Source organism: Bartonella sp. AS69XJJH (assembly GCF_042195585.1).
GTDB lineage: Bacteria > Pseudomonadota > Alphaproteobacteria > Rhizobiales > Rhizobiaceae > Bartonella.
Map to the genome: position 1 here is coordinate 261,836 of NZ_JBHIOO010000001.1, position 18,548 is coordinate 280,383.

Genomic DNA, 18,548 nt, shown 5'->3' on the forward strand with positions numbered 1-18,548 from the left:
GAAAGATTTTTATTGATTCAATATAAGAGGGCTTAAAATGAGAGAGATATTGATGAATCTCATTCAGGTTGCGAAGCGATACATTATTTTTATAAACCACAGCATTACTCTATTAAATACATGAAAAATAACAACATGAAAAATTGAGAAACTGTATTATTCAAAAGAGATTGCTATGGATAGTGTTAAAATCAGTACAACTAAATTAAAGAGAATCTTGAAAATAAACAAGAAACTTTACAATATATAGCTATGCAATAGCACTAAAAGATACAATTTCGCTGAATGATTTCATGAAGAATTTTTTTCATTCATCAAAAGCTTCATCAAATTTCTTTCTCATAATAATTTGATAACTAAAATTTAATAACGAAGCGCAGAAAGCATAAAATATGAGATTCAATCGAGGATATTACACTCTTATCCGACGTCTTTCAGATATTGGTTGAAATGCTAGCTTAGCATGAAAGGCACAATAGGGGCTATTTTCATCAGAATCTGCACCACAAAAATGAAAATCTGCTGATAGTGGATCGCCAACCGGCCATCTACATGTATTTTCACTCAATTGTAGAAGATTAAGTTGACGTGATATAGGCACAACTACATTGGATTTTGTGGATACATCAACTTCTTTTACATCTTCCACTACAAATTCTGTCTTTAAAGCTGTTTCTTCAATACTTACAGAGCTTACAGATGATGTGTTTATTGGCGATACCGTGGACGTGTTGCGACGCACACGTGGAGATGGTGGGCTGCTTCCCATGGGAGTTTTTTGCGCACGTGCGCTTCCTTGTGCTGTCTTACCACGTCCTGGCAACTTTAATCGATGTACTTTGCCGATGACTGCATTTCTACTGACCCCACCTAATTGAGCAGCGATTTGACTTGCACTTAACCCTTCACTCCAAAGCTTTTTAAGAAGCTCAACGCGTTCACATGTCCAACCCATACCAGCACTCCATTCCGATTATGTCACTAAGATGCTCTCCCCCTTTGCATCTTCAAATGTTTAAATAATATTTTCATTACGCTGAATGAAAGAGTTTTACACTCTAAGCGAGCATAAGAAAATCATCCAACCTGTGGACTTACAAATCAAAACACATCATCTTTCTTATTATATTGTAAATTACAATATGCACTCACTCTATGACAAGAGTCTTTACCTCTTGAAGAGTTTATTTAGAATGTTTTCCCCAACTTGCAAATCAATCATAGGTTAAACTATCACTTTTGTTTAAGGCTTTTCCCCAAAATGCTTATTGGTAGAACCTTTATTGACTTTTTTTCAATTGGTGTAATGATCTATTCCATAGGTGTAATCATTAATCGTAATGAAATGTTGAAAGCACCGTAGCGAAATGTACCATGTTGTTTTATTTGTAGTGTTACTTTGTATATATATTGAAAAGGTTAAAATATAAAGGAAATTATGATGGATGCCGTTTCTATACAACCACTTTATGAATGCTTCGCACGACGAAATTTGCATTTTGAACAGGGGCATGGTGTATGGCTTATTTCCGATAAGGGAGAGCATTATCTTGATTTCACGTCTGGTATTGCTGTTAATGCATTAGGGTATTCACATCCAAAATTGGTTGATACGCTCAAAATGCAAGCTGAAAAACTTTGGCATGTTTCTAATCTTTTTCAATCTCCTGAACAAGCATCTCTTGCTACACGGCTTTGTGCAAATAGTTTTGCGGATAAGGTTTTTTTCTGCAATTCAGGCACTGAAGCATTGGAGTGCGCATTCAAAACGGCACGCCATTATTATTATGCTGCGGGTCATTCAGAACGCATTGAAATTATTACTTTTGAAGGGGCCTTTCATGGACGTACACTTGCAGCACTTGCTGCGACTGGGCATGAAAAATATCTTGAAGGCTTTGGACCTAAAGCTAGTGGATTTATTCAAGTACCTTTTTGTGATGAAATCGCTTTGCGTAACGCTATTAATAAAAATACTGCCGCTGTTCTTATTGAACCTATTCAAGGAGAAGGAGGAATACGAACGGTTTCTCATGAATATTTAAGATTTTTGCGCAAAATATGCGATGATAATGGTCTGTTATTGATTTTGGATGAAGTCCAAACGGGTATAGGACGAACAGGAAAGCTTTTTGCTTATGAATGGAGTGATGTCTCGCCTGATATTCTTACCCTCGCAAAAGGATTAGGAGGAGGATTTCCATTAGGTGCTTGCCTTGCAACGGATAAAGTTGCAAAAAGCATGACACTTGGGACCCATGGTTCAACCTTTGGAGGAAATCTTCTTGGAATGGCTGTAGGAAATAGTGTTCTTGATATTTTGTTAGAGCCAAATTTTCTCAACCATGTTCAGTGCATGGGAAATAAACTAAAAAGTGGACTTTTGCACATTCTCAATAGCTATCCTGATGTTATCTGCGCAGTTCAGGGGATGGGCCTAATGGTGGGTATTCAGTGTGTTGTGTCTTCAAATCTTGTCGTTAATGCTTTAGAAAATGAATATCTTTTAAGTGTTGCTGCCAACAACAACGTTGTGCGCTTATTGCCTCCTCTCATCATTAGGGAAGAAGAAATAGATGAAAGTTTGCATCGTATTGAAAAAGCAATAGCTTATCTTTCGCAAGTAAACAAAGAAAGACAAATATCACACACATGACAAATGCTCTTCGTCATTTCACGGATTTATCCATTTTAACGCCAGCAATAGCACGCGCACTGATCGACTATGCAAAAATCCTTAAAGCATCTTTTAAAGCAGGAAAAGGTTCAAAACCTTTTATGGGTAAAACGCTTGCGATGATTTTTGAAAAACCATCCACACGAACCCGTGTTTCATTCGATATCAGTATGCGTCAGCTTGGCGGAGATACAATCATGCTCACAGGTTCAGAGATGCAGCTTGGTCATAGTGAAACTATAGCTGACACGGCTCGTGTTTTATCCCGTTTTGTGGATATCGTGATATTACGAACCACAAAACATCAACGTATGCTTGAATTGGCACAATATGCACAAATTCCTGTCATTAATGCCCTTACAGATGATACACACCCCTGCCAAGTTCTAGCAGATATATTAACCTATGAAGAGCATCGGGGACCAATTTCTGGAAAAATATTTGCGTGGATGGGGGACGGTAATAATGTGCTCCATTCCTTAATTGAAGCCGCAACTCTTTTTGATTTTCATTTGCGTATTGCCACTCCAAAGGGCAGTGAACCACAAGAAAAATTTATACATTGGGCACGTGAACGAGGAGCGCACCTTACACTAACCCATAATCCCCAAAAAGCAGCTCAAGATGCTGATTGTATTATGACCGATACATGGGTCTCCATGGGACAAGAATTTCGTGCTCGCAGTCATTCTATTTTTCAGCCTTATCAAGTCAATGAATCTCTCATGAAATTAGCAAAATCTGATGCTCTTTTTATGCATTGTCTTCCTGCTCATCGTGGTGAAGAAGTTGTTGATTCTGTGATTGATGGACCGCACTCCGTTGTTTTCGATGAGGCTGAAAATCGTCTTCATACTCAAAAAGCAATTCTTTCTTGGTGTTTACAAGATGCGTTTTTCTCTCCACAATAGCCTTCCTACAACAAATTATATAAAAAAGGCAAAGCTATGAGTGAACAAGCTAAAGATGAAGCCTCTCTTAACAACAACTTCTTGTATGAAGATGATAGTGTTATTCCCTTTCAAGTTGAAGAACTTGATATCCGTGGACGTGCTGTACAACTTGGGAAAACTTTAAATTCTATTCTTAACAGACATCAATACCCTGAACCGGTTTCTTATCTTCTAGCAGAAGCTTTACTTTTAACTGTTCTGCTTGGAACTTCTCTAAAACTTACGGGAAAATTTATTTTACAAACTCATTCCGATGGGCCGGTTAATATGTTGGTGTGCGATTTTTCGCCTCCGTCCAGTTTACGTGGATACGCTCGTTTTGATAAAGAACAGCTTAAACAAGCCATAGACAATAATCAAATCTCTTCAGAAACACTTTTAGGAAAAGGCACTTTAGCCTTCACAATTGATCAAGGTCCCCATATGCAACCCTATCAAGGGATAGTTGCATTAGAAGGATCAAATTTACAAGAAGCTTCTCGTATTTATTTTGATCGATCAGAACAAATTCCTACCGATATCCGCTTGGCTGTTGCTATATTAATTAATCGTGACCAACAAGGAAAAACGCAGAAAAGCTGGCGAGCTGGAGGTATTTTGGTCCAACTTTTACCCCAAGAATCGTCTCATCATAAAATAGATGCTCCTCATCAAAAGCGAGAAGAAACGAAAACCCATACCCAATTGGATAACCAATGGCAGGAAGCTAAAATGCTCATGGCAACGATTGAAAGTTCAGAATTAACAGATCCTCAAGTCGGTAGCAAAGAGCTCTTGTTTCGTCTTTTTCATGAACAAGGTATTAGAGTTTTTAATCCTTTTTCTCTTGTCGATCAATGTTCTTGTTCACACGAAAAAATTAAAGGAATCCTAGCAGGATTTTCTATTGATGAACGCAATAAAATGGTTAAAAATAAATATATTTCAGTCACATGTGAATTTTGCTCAAAAACATATTGTTTTACACCGCAAGAGTTTTTAGAAGAAAAAACATAATCAAATGTTTTTCATAAAAAATGATGATTGCAACTTTTATTTGCATCATAAAAATTTACGCCTAAGCTCATATGAACTTGTAGAGTATTTCTTTTCTTAAAGTTTTTTAATGTATACGAGTGATCTTTCTGCTGAAATCAGCAATTACGTCATAGAGTGCTTAAAAAGAGTTCTCTGTACAATATATTTTCTCCTCTCGAAAAAGCTTCTTTTTTACTTTTTACATCTCAAAAGTTTATTTCTTACAATGAATTCTTTTATAATATTCATTGATAGATTGATTATATACTCATAACTTATTTTCTCTGTTAAATAAGATTTTTTGATTGTAGTCATATTTTCTTACTCGGATTTATCTTATTTAAGAGTCAAAAAAGCTCATTAGCTATAATCATAAGAGAAGTTATCGAGAGAATAAATAATGTATAGACTCAATATGGACTTTATAGAGTCTATTACGAACAGATAGTGTAATGGGAATAAATATAACAATGATGCTGCGAAGGAACGGATTTGTTATTTTATAAAGATGAAAATAGTGGTGAGGTCTCCTCATAACAATGTGCATTTCAGATAAAAAAGCGGAGACAGAGCACTATATGATTTTGAAAATAATAGTTGGTTTCTTCACTAATTTAGCGATGTTTCTATAGCAATATTGTTTTGTCCAACTAATTAAAAATAAAGCTCCTAAACAGATATTTAATTGCTAAAGAAAAATGAAAACTACTTAAATTTTGTCATATTTTGGAGGTTTGCTCTACAGATATTTCTGTACACATGTTTTTGAATCAACAATGGTAATGCTTTTGCCAAATTTTCCTAAGAAGAATGAGGGGTCGTATAAATAAAATAGCATACATAGCATGATTAAACGTTATGTTTTTACAAACCTGCATTATTATATTTTTCAACTTAAAATATTGCCAATTATTTTCACGTTTAGACAATTCATAAAAGGTATTTTTAGCCTTTATCTTAAATGTTTTTTTGATTCAACATATAGAAACTTTGAAAAATCTCATAGTATAAGGTATTGTCATTTAACAGATAAAGATTGTAAATTATTATTTATAAATCAATATGTTGATATTTTATTTTTCTTCTGTCATGATCGCTTGTTCAATTTTGGGTAGAATTTTTTTTTGATAAATTTGCCATGTTAAGGGACCAACATGTTTGGCAATAATGATGCTCTCTTTATTCAAGAGAAAGGTTTCTGGGGGTCCATATATTCCCCAATCAATGGCTGTATATCCTGAAACATCAAAGCCAATAAATTTAAAAGGATTGCCAAAATTGTTTAAAAAGCGCAGGGCGTTAGTTTTGTTATCTTTATAATTAATACCAATCAGATCAAAACGTTTATCTTGTGCAATTTTCATAAGAATAGGATGCTCTTCGCGACAGGGCAAACACCAAGAGCCCCAAAAGTTGACCAATGTGACACGTCCTTTAAACTGTTTTGAATTGAGATAACTTTCTTTATCAAGAAGAGGAAGATGAATATTAGGAGCAGATTTTTCAGCTAATGCGTTTGGAAGAAGAGAAGAATCTTTAAGGTGTTTTTTATCCATAAAGTTGAAAAAAAGCACCATGAGAAGAAGAAAAAGTACAAATGGTCCAAAAAAAACAAGCAGAACAGGCAAAGATATATTTTTTTTAAGTTTTGGAGGGATGTTTTTCATTATACTTTTCTTTTTGTGACAACTCTTTTTTGTTTAGCTGTTGGAGAATTTTTTTTTGGTATAGGGCTTTGCAAAGAATATATCCAATAAGACATAAGAGGGATATTGCAGAAAGCACATAACTTAAAACAACAATTTGCTCGTGTTTAAGGGTGCTAAGGAAAAAATCAATTTTCTGAGATAGATTTCCTAAAAGTCCGCCCTGGATGCTATTTAGGTCGAGCATGATGAAGCGTCCTGTTGTTGTGCACGACGGGATTTTTTAATCTGAAGTATTCGGATATAATGACGATTGATTTCATTTCGCATAGCCATCAAATAGAGCGCAATAAACATAAAGATGAAACAAAATAGCATTGTTATAAGGGGCCATAACATAGCATTGTCGATTGTTGATCCTCCAGCACGTAACAATGATGCTGGTTGATGCAATGTATTCCACCAATTAACGGAAAATTTAATAACAGGAATATTAACAAACCCAACAAGTGTAAGAATTGAAGTAGCGCGAGCGGCTTTTACTTTGTTGTCAAAAGCGCGTCCAAGCAGGATAATGGAAAGATAGATAAAAAGCAGAATTAAAACTGATGTTAACCGTGCATCCCAGACCCACCACGTTCCCCATGTAGGTCGCCCCCAAAGTGCTCCTGTCATGAGAGCCAAGGCAGTAAAAATTGCCCCAATAGGCGCGCCACATTTAAGTGCCACATCAGCAAGATGATATTTCCAAATCAGATTTCCTAATGCCGCTGCACTCATCATTACATAACAGAATGTCGACAACCACGCAAAGGGTACATGAAGGTACATAATCTTAACAGTAATGCCTTGTTGATAGTCATCAGGGGAATGCATCACCAGAATAAGCCCTAAGATAAGGAAACACAATGTTATGCCGGCCAACCAAGGTAAGACGATACTGCTTATTTTCATGAAAAAGGTGAAACTTGCAGGAAGCGATCTGATTTTATATGTACGAGATAGTTCATTCATGAAATTCATAATAGGCAGAGTTTTGCTATGCGGCAATCATCTTTTATTATTCTGATAAAAGTTTAAGCGTTATCGCAGCAACAAAAGAGCCAAAGAGACTCAAAAGAAGTGAAAAAGCGCTGAGAAGAGCCAAGGACGTGAGAAAAGAAATATTTGGATTTATTGGGGCTGTAGCAGCAGAAACACCAAAAATCATAATTGGAATGATCCACGGCAAGATAATGATAAAAATAAGCAGAGTACTGTGCAACAATGAGGTTGCGAGTGCAGCTCCTATGGCGCCAATAAAAATAATGGCTGGTGTTCCGCATAAAAGGGTAAGTATTGTTGTAAAAGTTATTGTTAGATCTAAATGGAGCATGAGGGCTAAAATAGGTGTAGCAAAAATAAGAGGAAGCATTGTCCCTACCCAATGGGCAAGACATTTGGTAAAGATAATTAATGTAAAACTTTGTCTTTTCCCTGAAAGGATAAATTGGTCGAGATTACCATCATCGCGATCGATTTGGAAAAGTTTGTTCAGATTGAGGAGTCCAGCAAGAAAGGCTCCAAACCACAATATACCAGGCCCTATTTGTGCAAGAATTTTGGGATCTGGTCCAATGGCAAAGGGGGTTATGACAACAACAGCGATAAAAAACAATAGTCCTTTTAGTGAAGAGGCTTGTGGTGCTAATAATAGTTTAAGCTCACGCCAGAACAATGCTTTCATTTGATTCTCTCCTAGAGAGGTGAAAATTTTTCCAGAGCAATTTTATGGTTTTCTGGAATACCTAGGAAATTATGAGTTGCAGCGATAATCATACCACCTTGATTGAGATGACGCTGGAAAATACAAGTAAGGAGTTTTTGAGCATGGTTATCAAGCCCAGATATTGGTTCATCTAAAATCCAAAGAGGACGATAGGAGAGCAAAAGGCGAGCAATAGCTACACGTCTTTGTTGCCCAGTTGACAGAGCGTTAAAGGGTAAATGTTCAAGGTTAGAAAGACCAATATCGGCAAGAGCTTCATGCACAAAGCGTGAATGTTGACCGTAAAAATTTGCCCAAAATTGCAAATTGTCCATAACAGATAAGAGAGGCTTCATAGCATTTTGAGGACCAAGATAATGACACGCAGTTGCAACAGGGTATATTTGATCATGGTCTTTAAGTATTATATGACCTTCAGAAGCTTCAAGAAGACCAACAATGATTCGGAGTAATGTAGACTTTCCGATACCATTAGGGCCGGTGATTGTCATCAGTTGCCGTGAAAATAAACAAAAAGAAAGACCTTTAAACAGAATTTCCTCATTTCTGTAAGCGGCTAAATCTTTGCCTGATAACACCATGTGATTGCCTATTTTGTTTTTATTTTCATATTCTTTATTGCATTATTGAATAAAAAACACATTTTTTATTCAATTGTACCTAGAATAGTTCTAGAAATAGTTCTATAAGGGATACCTTACATCAATATCTGGTGTAAAATGGTTTCTGGCGCTGATTTCCGCATTTGCCTATGAGAGGGTGGAGGGGGAAATGGATAGCGGAGGTAGTTGCGTCTGCGCTCAAGCTGCGACCTTGACTCGTAGTTTGTGTTGTTCATTCCTGGAAATTGGGTGGTTATAGTATGAGGGTGGACAGTCATGACTCAAATTGATAGCTTTAATTGTCGCAGAGTATTAAATGTTGGTGGCAAAGAATATACTTATTATAGCTTGATCGAAGCGGAGAAGAATGGCCTTGAAGGTGTTTCTCGTTTACCGTTTTCGATGAAAGTTATTCTCGAAAATTTATTGCGATTTGAAGATGGTCGCACAGTTAAAAAAGAGGATATCCTCAATGTTGCTAAGTGGTTAAACGACAAAGGGAGCGCTGGGGCAGAAATTGCTTACCGTCCTGCACGTGTTCTTATGCAGGATTTTACAGGTGTTCCAGCAGTTGTTGATCTTTCTGCAATGCGTGATGCTATGGTTAAACTTGGTGGTAACGCTGAAAAAATCAATCCTCTCATTCCCGTTGATCTCATCATTGATCACTCCGTTATTGTTGATGCTTTTGGCAATTCCATGGCTTTTAAGGAAAACGTTGAGCATGAATATGAACGCAATGGTGAACGCTATCGTTTCCTTAAATGGGGGCAGCAAGCCTTTCAAAATTTTCGCGTTGTTCCTCCAGGAACAGGGATTTGTCATCAGGTTAACCTAGAATATTTAGCACAATGTGTATGGATGAAGAATGAAGAGGGGTGTGAGACGGTTTATCCTGACACCTGTGTGGGAACTGATTCGCATACGACTATGGTAAATGGTTTAGGGGTTTTGGGTTGGGGTGTTGGTGGTATTGAAGCAGAAGCTGCAATGTTAGGCCAACCTGTTTCTATGTTGTTACCTGAAGTGATCGGTTTTCGTCTAACAGGTAAACTTAAAGAAGGTGTAACAGCTACCGATCTCGTATTAACGGTGACCCAAATGCTACGCCGGAAGGGTGTTGTCGGTAAATTTGTTGAGTTTTTTGGTCCTGGTTTGGAGCAGATGACGCTTGCTGATCGGGCAACGATTGGAAATATGGCACCTGAATATGGAGCAACGTGTGGTTTTTTCCCAATTGATAAGGAGACAGTGCGTTATCTCAATATGACAGGGCGTGATGAAAATCGAATTGCTTTAGTAGAGGCTTACACCAAAGCACAAGGGATGTGGCATGACGAAATGGTAGCTCATCCCATTTTTAGTGATACAATTGAATTAGATATGGGAACTGTTGTTCCTTCAATGGCTGGTCCTAAACGTCCTGAAGGACGTGTTGCATTGGAAAATGTTGGGCAGGGTTTTGAAAAGGCATTGGTCGAAGACTATAAGAAGACTTCTGGACAAGATAAGCGTTATCAGGTTGAGGGTGAAGAATATACGCTTGGTCACGGTGATGTGGTGATCGCTGCGATTACGTCGTGTACGAATACATCGAATCCAAGTGTTCTTATTGCAGCGGGTCTTTTGGCACGAAATGCTGTGGCAAAAGGTCTCAAGAGCAAACCATGGGTAAAAACTTCTCTTGCACCTGGTTCACAAGTCGTTGAGGCTTACCTTCAAAATTCGGGTCTGCAAAAAGATTTAGATGCATTAGGATTTAACTTAGTAGGATTTGGGTGCACAACATGTATTGGGAATTCAGGTCCTTTGCACCCAGCTATTTCCAAAACGATTAATGACAATGGTATAATTGCATCTGCAGTTCTTTCCGGAAATCGTAATTTTGAAGGGCGTGTTTCCCCTGATGTGCAAGCGAATTATTTAGCTTCACCACCGTTAGTTGTTGCACATGCGCTCATCGGGACGGTGTGTAAAGATTTAACCAAGGAACCTCTTGGTGAAGATTCAAATGGTCACCCCATTTATTTGAGAGATATTTGGCCAACTTCTCAAGAAATACAAGAGTTTATCGAAAAAAATGTCACGCGTAAGGTTTTTGCCGAAAAGTATGCAGATGTTTTTAAGGGAGATGAAAATTGGCAAAAAGTTCAGATTCCTACGGGTTCTACCTATTCTTGGGATGAGCAATCCACCTATGTACGCAATCCACCTTATTTCGATAATATGCAGAAAACACCTGATATTTTACCAGATATTAGAGATGCACGGATTTTAGGTTTATTTGGTGATAAAATCACGACGGATCATATTTCTCCTGCTGGTTCTATTAAAGCAGCTTCTCCTGCCGGAAAATATTTAATGGATCATGGTGTTAAAGTGGCTGATTTTAATCAGTATGGAACGCGTCGTGGGAATCATGAAGTTATGGTGCGTGGGACCTTTGCCAATATTCGTATTCGTAATTTCATGTTAGGGGAAAATGGTCGAGAAGGAGGTTATACGGTTCATTATCCGTCAGTGGTAGAACAAGCCATTTACGATGCGGCTATGGCGTATAAACAAGAAGGTATTCCGCTCGTTGTTTTTGCTGGTATTGAATATGGTAATGGATCATCCCGCGATTGGGCAGCCAAAGGTACCAATCTTCTTGGTGTAAAAGCAGTGATTGTGCAGTCTTTTGAAAGGATTCATCGCTCTAATCTTGTTGGTATGGGCATTGTTCCCTTTGTCTTTGAGGAGGGTGTAAGTTGGAAATCTTTGGGCTTAAAGGGAGATGAAAAGGTAACAATTGAAGGAATTCATAACTTGAAACCTCGTCAAAAGACAGTAGCAACAATTACTTTTTCTGATGGTACGGTAAAAACCGTTCCGTTATTATGTCGTATTGATACTGAAGATGAGCTAGACTATTTGCATCATGGGGGAATTTTGCAATATGTCTTGCGTAAGCTAGCCGTTTAAATTCTTTTGTTTGTTAAGGAGTATCTGTTATTAAGCTATAAAGTTGCGGATCAAAGAGTTTGGCTTCGTTTTTTATAACTATCTTTGAAAATTTAATTGACGTTAGCTTTAGGATTGCGCTATAAGTCACACGAGTTATAGGCAGCTTTATAGTTTTGCTTGGGTTGGATTTATTTATATTGGTAGAGTTGTTCTTTAGATTCATTTTACCAAGGTGTTGAAAGAGAGATTATATTTATGGCGAATACACCTTCTGCTCGAAAAGCGGTGCGCAAGGTTGCGGCACGCACACAGGTTAATAAAGCCCGCCGTTCACGCGTTCGTACCTTTATACGTAAGTTTGATGATGCTTTAGCGGGTGGCGATAAGGCATCTGCAGAGATTGCATTTAAGAATTTTGAGCCTGAAATTATGCGTGCAGTTTCTAAAGGGGTTTTTCATAAAAATGCTGCTGCGAGGAAAGTATCGCGTTTAGCTAAACGTTTGAAGGCTCTCAGCGTTTAAGCTTTTTCTTCTTTATTGAGAATAAAGCCAGTATCCATGAGGATGCTGGCTTTTTGTTTATTATTTCAAAAAGTTTCTATTGAAAATAAGAATCGGTGATGATTCTCCACTTGAAAAAGGAGAGAAAGTTTATAGGGGGGGGTATGGTTATCCACAAGCTTTGTGGATTTGTACAGAGTCTTTTTTGTCAAGCATTTTATTTTTTTTTTTAAATCTGAAGAGATTCTTTAATTATTGGTAAATTTAGAGAAAAAAAATGAATTGAATCAATATTTTTTTCAGTCCTCATTAATATAAGCATTTTTTTCGGGTTTTTTGATTTTATTTTGACCTCTTGCATTTTACCTCTGCTGTTTTGTATGGTTCTTATGAAGACTAAGACTAAAAGGCATGAAGGGGTTACATCAGCGCATTATTCTGTATTTTTTTGAATACAAGATGTCTTGATTTAGACTTTTCGAAACTTTTGTGTTGGAGAGGTTTTCTGACGGTTTTTTAGTTTTCTTAATGGATATGTTTACCATTTTTAGAAGGGTGGGTCATATCATGAGTGCAAGTAAATCTTATTGGTCATCTTTGTTAGTGGGGTTGTGATGAGGCTATCCTAGGGGAGGGTGAGTAATCTTATTTGGGGTAGGGCGTTTTGCCTTGGCTAGATTTATTTTAGCTGTTTGGCAGGACAAAATTTTATTTTTATCAGGATGGAAGATGGTGGATAAATTGAACTCTAAAGCTAGTTCCTTAAAAAGGGTTTCGGTAAATATCCTGTCGGCAGAGAACATAATAAAGAATAGGATGACGGAGAGTGATGAGAACGTTTGTAGAAATGCTTCTATAAGGCATTCTATTGTTTCAGAGGAGGAAAGTGCGGCGGCTTTTATACGTGTTATGGCGCAATTAAAGGTGCAGGTTGGTGTTGAGGCTTATACCAGTTGGTTTGGACGTGTGAAGCTTGCTGAATATAGTCATACTCTTGTAAAGCTTTCTGTTCCTACTGCCTTTTTACGCTCATGGATTAATAATCACTATGGTTCTCTTTTGACTCATTTATGGAAACAAGAGAATTCAGCAATTCTTCGTGTTGAGGTTATTGTTCGTGGTATGGAACGTGTTTCAAGAGATGTCGTTTGTAAAAGAAGTGTTCCTTCTGTTGTGTTAGAGGAGCAGGCGGCTTCATCTTTTGTTGAAAGTTGCGCAGAGCATTCAGCTAAGAGTTCTCAAACGGGAGTTTTTGGATCTCCACTTGATTCTCGCTATACTTTTGAAAGTTTTGTTGAGGGGGCTTCTAATCGCGTTGCTTTAGCAGCTGCGCGTTCAATTGCGGAGGGACATAAAAGTGCTTTACGTTTTAATCCTCTTTTTATTCACGCATCTGTTGGTTTAGGAAAAACACATTTGCTTCAAGCGATTGCTGCTTCTGCATTGAAGCGTTTAACGTCTGCGCGCGTTATTTATTTAACTGCTGAATATTTTATGTGGCGTTTTGCAACAGCTATTCGTGATAATGATGCTCTTTCTTTTAAAGAACAGCTTCGTGATATCGACCTTTTGATTATTGATGATATGCAGTTTTTGCAGGGTAAGTCGATACAACATGAGTTTTGCCATTTGCTTAATATGTTGCTTGATAGTGCAAAACAGGTTGTTGTCGCTGCAGATCGTCCACCAGCAGAATTAGAATCGCTTGATCTTCGCGTTCGTTCTCGTCTTCAGGGAGGGGTAGCTCTTGAAATTGAAGCACCAGATTATGAAATGCGTTTGCAAATGTTGCGCCAGCGGTTGAAGGTGGCGCAACAAGATGATGGCATGGTATCAATTTCTGATGATATCTTGGAATATATTGCGAAAACGGTTTTAGGGTCGGGGCGTGATATTGAAGGTGCGTTTAATCAGCTCTTGTTTCGTCAATCTTTTGAGTCTGATTTATCTTTAGAGCGGATTGATGAGTTATTAGGTCACTTGACACGTCCTGGTGAACCTAAGCGTATTCGGATTGAAGAAATTCAGCGTACGGTAGCACGCCATTATAATGTTTCTAAACAGGACTTGTTATCTAATCGTCGAACACGTACGGTTGTGAAGCCACGGCAAGTTGCAATGTATTTAGCAAAAGTATTAACTCCTCGCTCATTGCCAGAAATTGGACGCCGTTTTGGTGGGCGTGATCATACAACAGTTTTACACGCTGTGCGTAAAATTGAAGATTTGGTTTGTGGTGATCAGACCTTGGCTAAGGAACTTGAATTGCTGAAGCGGTTGATTGGAGAACAAGCTGTATAGTGTTTATCATTTCTTTTTGTGGGGATACTTTAAAGAATTTAATGAAAAGATTTATTTTTTCTTATGCAGGAGTGACTTGCCATTTTAAGAGAGGTTTAATAAACTCTAGCAGGCGATTCTTTAAAGAGGGTCTATTCTTTAATCCTAAAGAATTCTTATAGTTTTTAGTAAATCATACGGGGCTTTTATGCGTATTACAGTTGATCGCAGTCAATTTCTCAAGTCTCTTGGTCGGGTTCACCGTGTGGTAGAGCGCCGTAATACTGTTCCTATTTTATCGAATGTGCTGATTAATGCAGAAAATGGCCGTGTGCAGTTAAAAGCAACAGACCTTGATTTAGAGGTTACGGAATCTTTCGCAGTTAATGTTAAACAAGCTGGAGCAACAACTGTTCCAGCACATTTGCTCTATGATATCATTCGTAAACTTCCTGATAGCAATGAAGTTGTATTATCCGTCGATGAGAATCAAGCAGGTACAATGTCCGTTGTTTCGGGTTGTGCACATTTTCAGCTTCAATGTCTTCCGAAGGCAGATTTTCCAGAGTCGCTTCCTGGGCAGTTTGGTTATCGTTTTTCTCTATCGGCATCAGGCTTAAAACATTTACTTGATTGTACACAATTTGCTATTTCTACTGAAGAAACTCGTTATTATCTTAATGGTATTTATTTCCATATTATTAATGATGATGTTTTGAAATTGCGTTTGGTTGCAACTGATGGTCATCGTTTGGCACAAGTTGAGATGGAGGCTCCTTCAGGAGTTGAGGGAATGCCCGGTGTTATTGTTCCCCGTAAAGCTGTAGGAGAATTGCAAAAACTTCTTTCAGAAGAAAATGATAGCGATGTATGTATAGAGCTTTCAGAGACAAAAATTCGTTTTTCTATAGGTTCTGTGATTTTTACATCAAAATTAATTGATGGAACATTTCCGGACTATCAACGTGTTATCCCTCTTGGAAATGATAAAGAATTAATTGTTAATAGGCAGGACTTTTCTTCTGCAGTTGATCGTGTTTCAACAATTTCAAGTGATCGGGGGCGTGCAGTTAAATTAACGATTGAGCATGGACAGTTAAAGCTTGTTGTTAATAGCCCAGATTCAGGCAGTGCAGAAGATCAATTATCAGCAACTTATGCATCTGAACCGCTTGAGATAGGGTTTAATTCACGTTATCTTTTGGATATTGCTGGGCAGCTTTCAAGCGATGAGATGGTTTTTATGTTGGCTGAGGCCGGAGCACCAGCTCTGATTCGTGATAATGATGATGCGGATGTGCTCTATGTACTGATGCCTATTCGCGTTTAAGGGGCTATTGTTTTGCAATGCATGGTTAGTCATGTGCACAAAGTAGCAGTAAGGCAGCTGAAGCTTTTACGTTATCGCAATTATTCTTTTTTCAATATTCATTTTTCTGGTCAGCATGTGGTTTTTACTGGCCATAACGGTGCTGGTAAGACGAATCTTTTAGAGGCGTTATCTTTTCTGTCTCCTGGTCGTGGTTTGCGACGTGCTGTTTATTCCGACGTTAGCTTTGTAGATGGTAGTGGTGGAGGATTTGTTGTATTTGCGCGTCTTGAATGTGCCCTTTATGGTGAAGTAAAGATTGGTACAGCTTTTGAGGTTAGCGATAACAGTCGAAAGGTCCATATTAATGGTGTGAACGAGTCGGGTGATTGCCTAACAGATTATTGTCATATTAGTGTCCTAACACCATCTATGGATGGTCTTTTTACAGGTCCTTCGCTTGAGCGCCGTAGTTTTTTGGATCGTATGGTTTTGGCAATTGATCCTTTGCATAGGCGCCGCATAGCCGATTATGATAGAGCTATGCGCGCACGTAATCGTTTGTTTTTAGACGGAAATGAAGATTGCGCTTGGTTTGATGCTTTAGAAAAGCAGATGGCAGAACTGGCGACAGCTATTTCTGCGGCGCGTGTTGATGTTATTCGTCTTTTAAATGACATGTTTACACAAATGCCATCACAGATACCTTTTCCACGAGCTTTTTTGCAAATTGATGGCTTTTTGGAAACAGCTCTTAGTGAAATATCAGCAACTGAAGTTGAAGAACAATTTTGTGATCGATTACGGCATAATCGCGCAATGGATCGTGCTGCTGGTAGGACGTTAGAAGGACCACATCGTGCGGATTTACAGGTTTTTTATGCTGATAAAAATATGGGAGCTGCCTCTTGTTCAACAGGTGAACAAAAAGCGCTGCTGACAGGTTTAGTTTTGTGTCATGCACGTCTAACAGGTATGATATCGGAAAGATCTCCCATTCTTCTTCTTGATGAAATGGCGGCCCATCTTGATTCGCATCGACGTGCTGCTTTATTTGATATTCTTGATGATTTAGCTGTACAAACATTTATGACAGGAACAGATCGTCTTTTATTTGATGATTTAAAAGGACGCGCAGAATTCTTTGAGATTAAGGATGGAGCTTTATTGCCATAAAAACATGCTAAATATTTTTTTAATAAGTGATAGGTCTGAAAGAAAAGGCTTGCTATGTCTGAGATGATAACGATTTTAAATGGTCCTAATTTAAATTTTCTAGGTCAACGTGAGCCAGAAATTTATGGAACTGAAACTTTAGAAGATATTGAAAAAAGATGCAGAGAATGGGCAAAAAAAAATGATATTATAATAAATTTTTATCAAAGTAACTGTGAAGGGCAATTAGTAGCATGGATACAAGAGGCAATAGAGACAAGTTCTGGATTGATCATTAACCCAGCGGCTTACAGTCATACATCTGTTGCACTTCTTGATGCCCTAAAAATGTTTTCAGGGCCGAAAGTAGAAGTTCATTTATCTCATATTTATCAGCGTGAAGCTTTTCGTCACCATTCTTATACATCTGCAGGTGTAGACGCTATCATAACTGGGTGTGGAGGTGATGGATATTGGTTTGCACTTGAGTATATTGCAAAACAATTAAGCAAAACAAATTAAATTGTGATAGATAAAGAGTAAGCGTTTGATAAGAGTAATATAGGCATTGAATTCTCTTGATAATTATTTTCAAATCTGTACAATGTGAGGTGTGTATTTATGACAATTTTTAGTGCGTATGACGGGGGTAAGTGAAGGTGAAAAGCTTTGTTAGACAATTAGAAATGCTTGTGATTTTAGGGGGAGCACTGCTTTTGTCTGGTTGTAAAATTGATGTTATGCAGCCATCAGGTTATGTTGCACGTCAACAGCTCATTTTGATCGTTGTTTGTGTGGTGGTGATGCTTTGTATTGTCATCCCAGTTATGGTGAGTGTGGTATTTTTAGCTATAAAATATCGTGCATCGAATATGAAAGCGGACTATTCTCCTGATTGGGCGCATTCAAATAAAATTGAAGCATTGATGTGGGGTATTCCAGTTGTAATTGTAATGGTTTTAGGTTCATTAACAGCTTATTATACCTATAAGCTTGAACCTACAAATCCTCTTCCAGTGGAAGTTGTGGGTGAAGGAACGCCATTACAGATTGATGCTGTTGCTCTTGATTGGAAATGGCTTTTTATTTATCCTGAATATGGTGTTGCATCGATTAATGAGATTTATGCGCCTGAAGGACGTCAAGTTTTATTGCAATTGACGTCAGAGAATTCTGTTAATGCTTTTTGGGTTCCCAAATTGGGTACAGTTCTTTACGCTATGCCACAGATGAATGCTAAGTTGCATTTGGTCGCTGAAGAGCAAGGCGTATTCAAAGGAGCTTCAGCAAATTACAGTGGCGATGGTTTTGCGAGTATGCGGTTTAAGTGGCATTCCGTTTCTTCTCAGAACTTTGAAGATTGGATTGTAAAAGCTCGGGCTAATGGTCAAGTACTTAATCGCGCATCTTATCGTCAACTTTCTATTGCGCCTCGTATGGGTGATATTGCTGCGAAGGAAAAGGATGCTGAAGTTCGTTATTTTGCACCTGTTGAGAAGCGGCTTTACTATCGTGTTGTTAATCGATGTGTCGATGAAAAGACGGTATGTAATGAAGATTTAATGAAGCGTGCCGCTGCTCAGACACTGTGGGGTGCGCTATGTTCAGTATTTGATCCTGATGTTATTTAAAGAGTTAATAAAGTAAAGAGCCTTTTAACAAAGGTTTCTTTTAAACTTGAATTTCATTTGAAA

The 18,548-nt window shown here is 37.9% G+C and carries 16 protein-coding genes; 10 read left to right on the forward strand and 6 right to left on the reverse strand.

Annotated features, from left to right (window positions below; genetic code table 11):
* Window positions 1-412: 412 nt before the first annotated feature.
* Window positions 413-955: a GcrA family cell cycle regulator gene (locus ACFIK6_RS01010; protein ID WP_375641386.1), complete on the reverse strand. Its 543-nt coding sequence runs from the start codon at window positions 953-955 to the stop codon at window positions 413-415.
* Between the two features lie 486 nt (window positions 956-1,441).
* Here ACFIK6_RS01010 and ACFIK6_RS01015 point away from each other — a divergent pair, with 486 nt between their 5' ends.
* Genes ACFIK6_RS01015 through ACFIK6_RS01025 form a run of 3 tightly spaced genes read left to right on the forward strand, consistent with a single transcriptional unit; the run spans window position 1,442 to window position 4,626 of the window.
* The gene (locus ACFIK6_RS01015; RefSeq protein ID WP_375641387.1) at window positions 1,442-2,656 is read left to right on the forward strand and encodes an aspartate aminotransferase family protein; all 1,215 of its coding nucleotides are present in this window, start codon (window positions 1,442-1,444) and stop codon (window positions 2,654-2,656) included.
* Window positions 2,653-3,588 (forward strand): ornithine carbamoyltransferase, encoded by a 936-nt coding sequence (argF, locus tag ACFIK6_RS01020; RefSeq protein ID WP_375641389.1) that lies wholly within the window; start codon window positions 2,653-2,655, stop codon window positions 3,586-3,588. The genes ACFIK6_RS01015 and argF overlap by 4 nt, the downstream gene beginning before the upstream one ends.
* Window positions 3,589-3,624: 36 nt before the next feature.
* Complete coding sequence (locus ACFIK6_RS01025; RefSeq protein ID WP_375641390.1) at window positions 3,625-4,626, forward strand: Hsp33 family molecular chaperone; 1,002 nt, start codon at window positions 3,625-3,627, stop codon at window positions 4,624-4,626.
* A 1,094-nt stretch (window positions 4,627-5,720) separates the two neighbouring features.
* On the opposite strand, the gene ACFIK6_RS01030 is transcribed toward ACFIK6_RS01025, so the two are convergent.
* From ACFIK6_RS01030 to ccmA, 5 genes are read right to left on the reverse strand one after another with little or no spacing between them, the layout of a single operon-like run.
* Complete coding sequence (locus tag ACFIK6_RS01030) at window positions 5,721-6,314, reverse strand: DsbE family thiol:disulfide interchange protein (RefSeq protein ID WP_375641392.1); 594 nt, start codon at window positions 6,312-6,314, stop codon at window positions 5,721-5,723.
* The gene (locus tag ACFIK6_RS01035; protein ID WP_375641393.1) at window positions 6,289-6,540 is read right to left on the reverse strand and encodes a hypothetical protein; all 252 of its coding nucleotides are present in this window, start codon (window positions 6,538-6,540) and stop codon (window positions 6,289-6,291) included. Before ACFIK6_RS01035 ends, ACFIK6_RS01030 begins: the two co-directional genes overlap by 26 nt.
* Complete coding sequence (locus tag ACFIK6_RS01040) at window positions 6,528-7,307, reverse strand: heme ABC transporter permease (RefSeq protein WP_375641394.1); 780 nt, start codon at window positions 7,305-7,307, stop codon at window positions 6,528-6,530. Before ACFIK6_RS01040 ends, ACFIK6_RS01035 begins: the two co-directional genes overlap by 13 nt.
* 46 nt (window positions 7,308-7,353) lie before the next feature.
* Window positions 7,354-8,019 (reverse strand): heme exporter protein CcmB, encoded by a 666-nt coding sequence (ccmB, locus tag ACFIK6_RS01045; RefSeq protein ID WP_375641396.1) that lies wholly within the window; start codon window positions 8,017-8,019, stop codon window positions 7,354-7,356.
* Between the two features lie 11 nt (window positions 8,020-8,030).
* Complete coding sequence (gene ccmA, locus ACFIK6_RS01050) at window positions 8,031-8,642, reverse strand: heme ABC exporter ATP-binding protein CcmA (protein WP_375641397.1); 612 nt, start codon at window positions 8,640-8,642, stop codon at window positions 8,031-8,033.
* A gap of 297 nt (window positions 8,643-8,939) precedes the next feature.
* Between ccmA and acnA the strand changes: the two genes are divergently transcribed.
* From acnA to cyoA, 7 genes are all read left to right on the forward strand, one after another.
* Window positions 8,940-11,627, forward strand: coding sequence for an aconitate hydratase AcnA (gene acnA / locus ACFIK6_RS01055; protein WP_375641399.1), 2,688 nt, complete (start codon window positions 8,940-8,942; stop codon window positions 11,625-11,627).
* Between the two features lie 237 nt (window positions 11,628-11,864).
* Window positions 11,865-12,131: a 30S ribosomal protein S20 gene (gene rpsT / locus ACFIK6_RS01060; protein WP_273790272.1), complete on the forward strand. Its 267-nt coding sequence runs from the start codon at window positions 11,865-11,867 to the stop codon at window positions 12,129-12,131.
* A 708-nt stretch (window positions 12,132-12,839) separates the two neighbouring features.
* Window positions 12,840-14,411, forward strand: coding sequence for a chromosomal replication initiator protein DnaA (gene dnaA / locus ACFIK6_RS01065; protein WP_375641440.1), 1,572 nt, complete (start codon window positions 12,840-12,842; stop codon window positions 14,409-14,411).
* Window positions 14,412-14,598: 187 nt separating this feature from the next.
* Complete coding sequence (gene dnaN / locus ACFIK6_RS01070; RefSeq protein ID WP_375641400.1) at window positions 14,599-15,720, forward strand: DNA polymerase III subunit beta; 1,122 nt, start codon at window positions 14,599-14,601, stop codon at window positions 15,718-15,720.
* Window positions 15,721-15,741: 21 nt separating this feature from the next.
* Window positions 15,742-16,875, forward strand: a complete 1,134-nt coding sequence (recF, locus tag ACFIK6_RS01075) for a DNA replication/repair protein RecF (protein ID WP_375641441.1) — start codon at window positions 15,742-15,744, stop codon at window positions 16,873-16,875.
* Window positions 16,876-16,929: 54 nt separating this feature from the next.
* Window positions 16,930-17,376, forward strand: coding sequence for a type II 3-dehydroquinate dehydratase (gene aroQ / locus ACFIK6_RS01080; RefSeq protein ID WP_375641401.1), 447 nt, complete (start codon window positions 16,930-16,932; stop codon window positions 17,374-17,376).
* 137 nt (window positions 17,377-17,513) lie between these two features.
* Window positions 17,514-18,485, forward strand: coding sequence for a ubiquinol oxidase subunit II (cyoA, locus tag ACFIK6_RS01085; RefSeq protein WP_375641442.1), 972 nt, complete (start codon window positions 17,514-17,516; stop codon window positions 18,483-18,485).
* Window positions 18,486-18,548 lie beyond the last annotated feature (63 nt).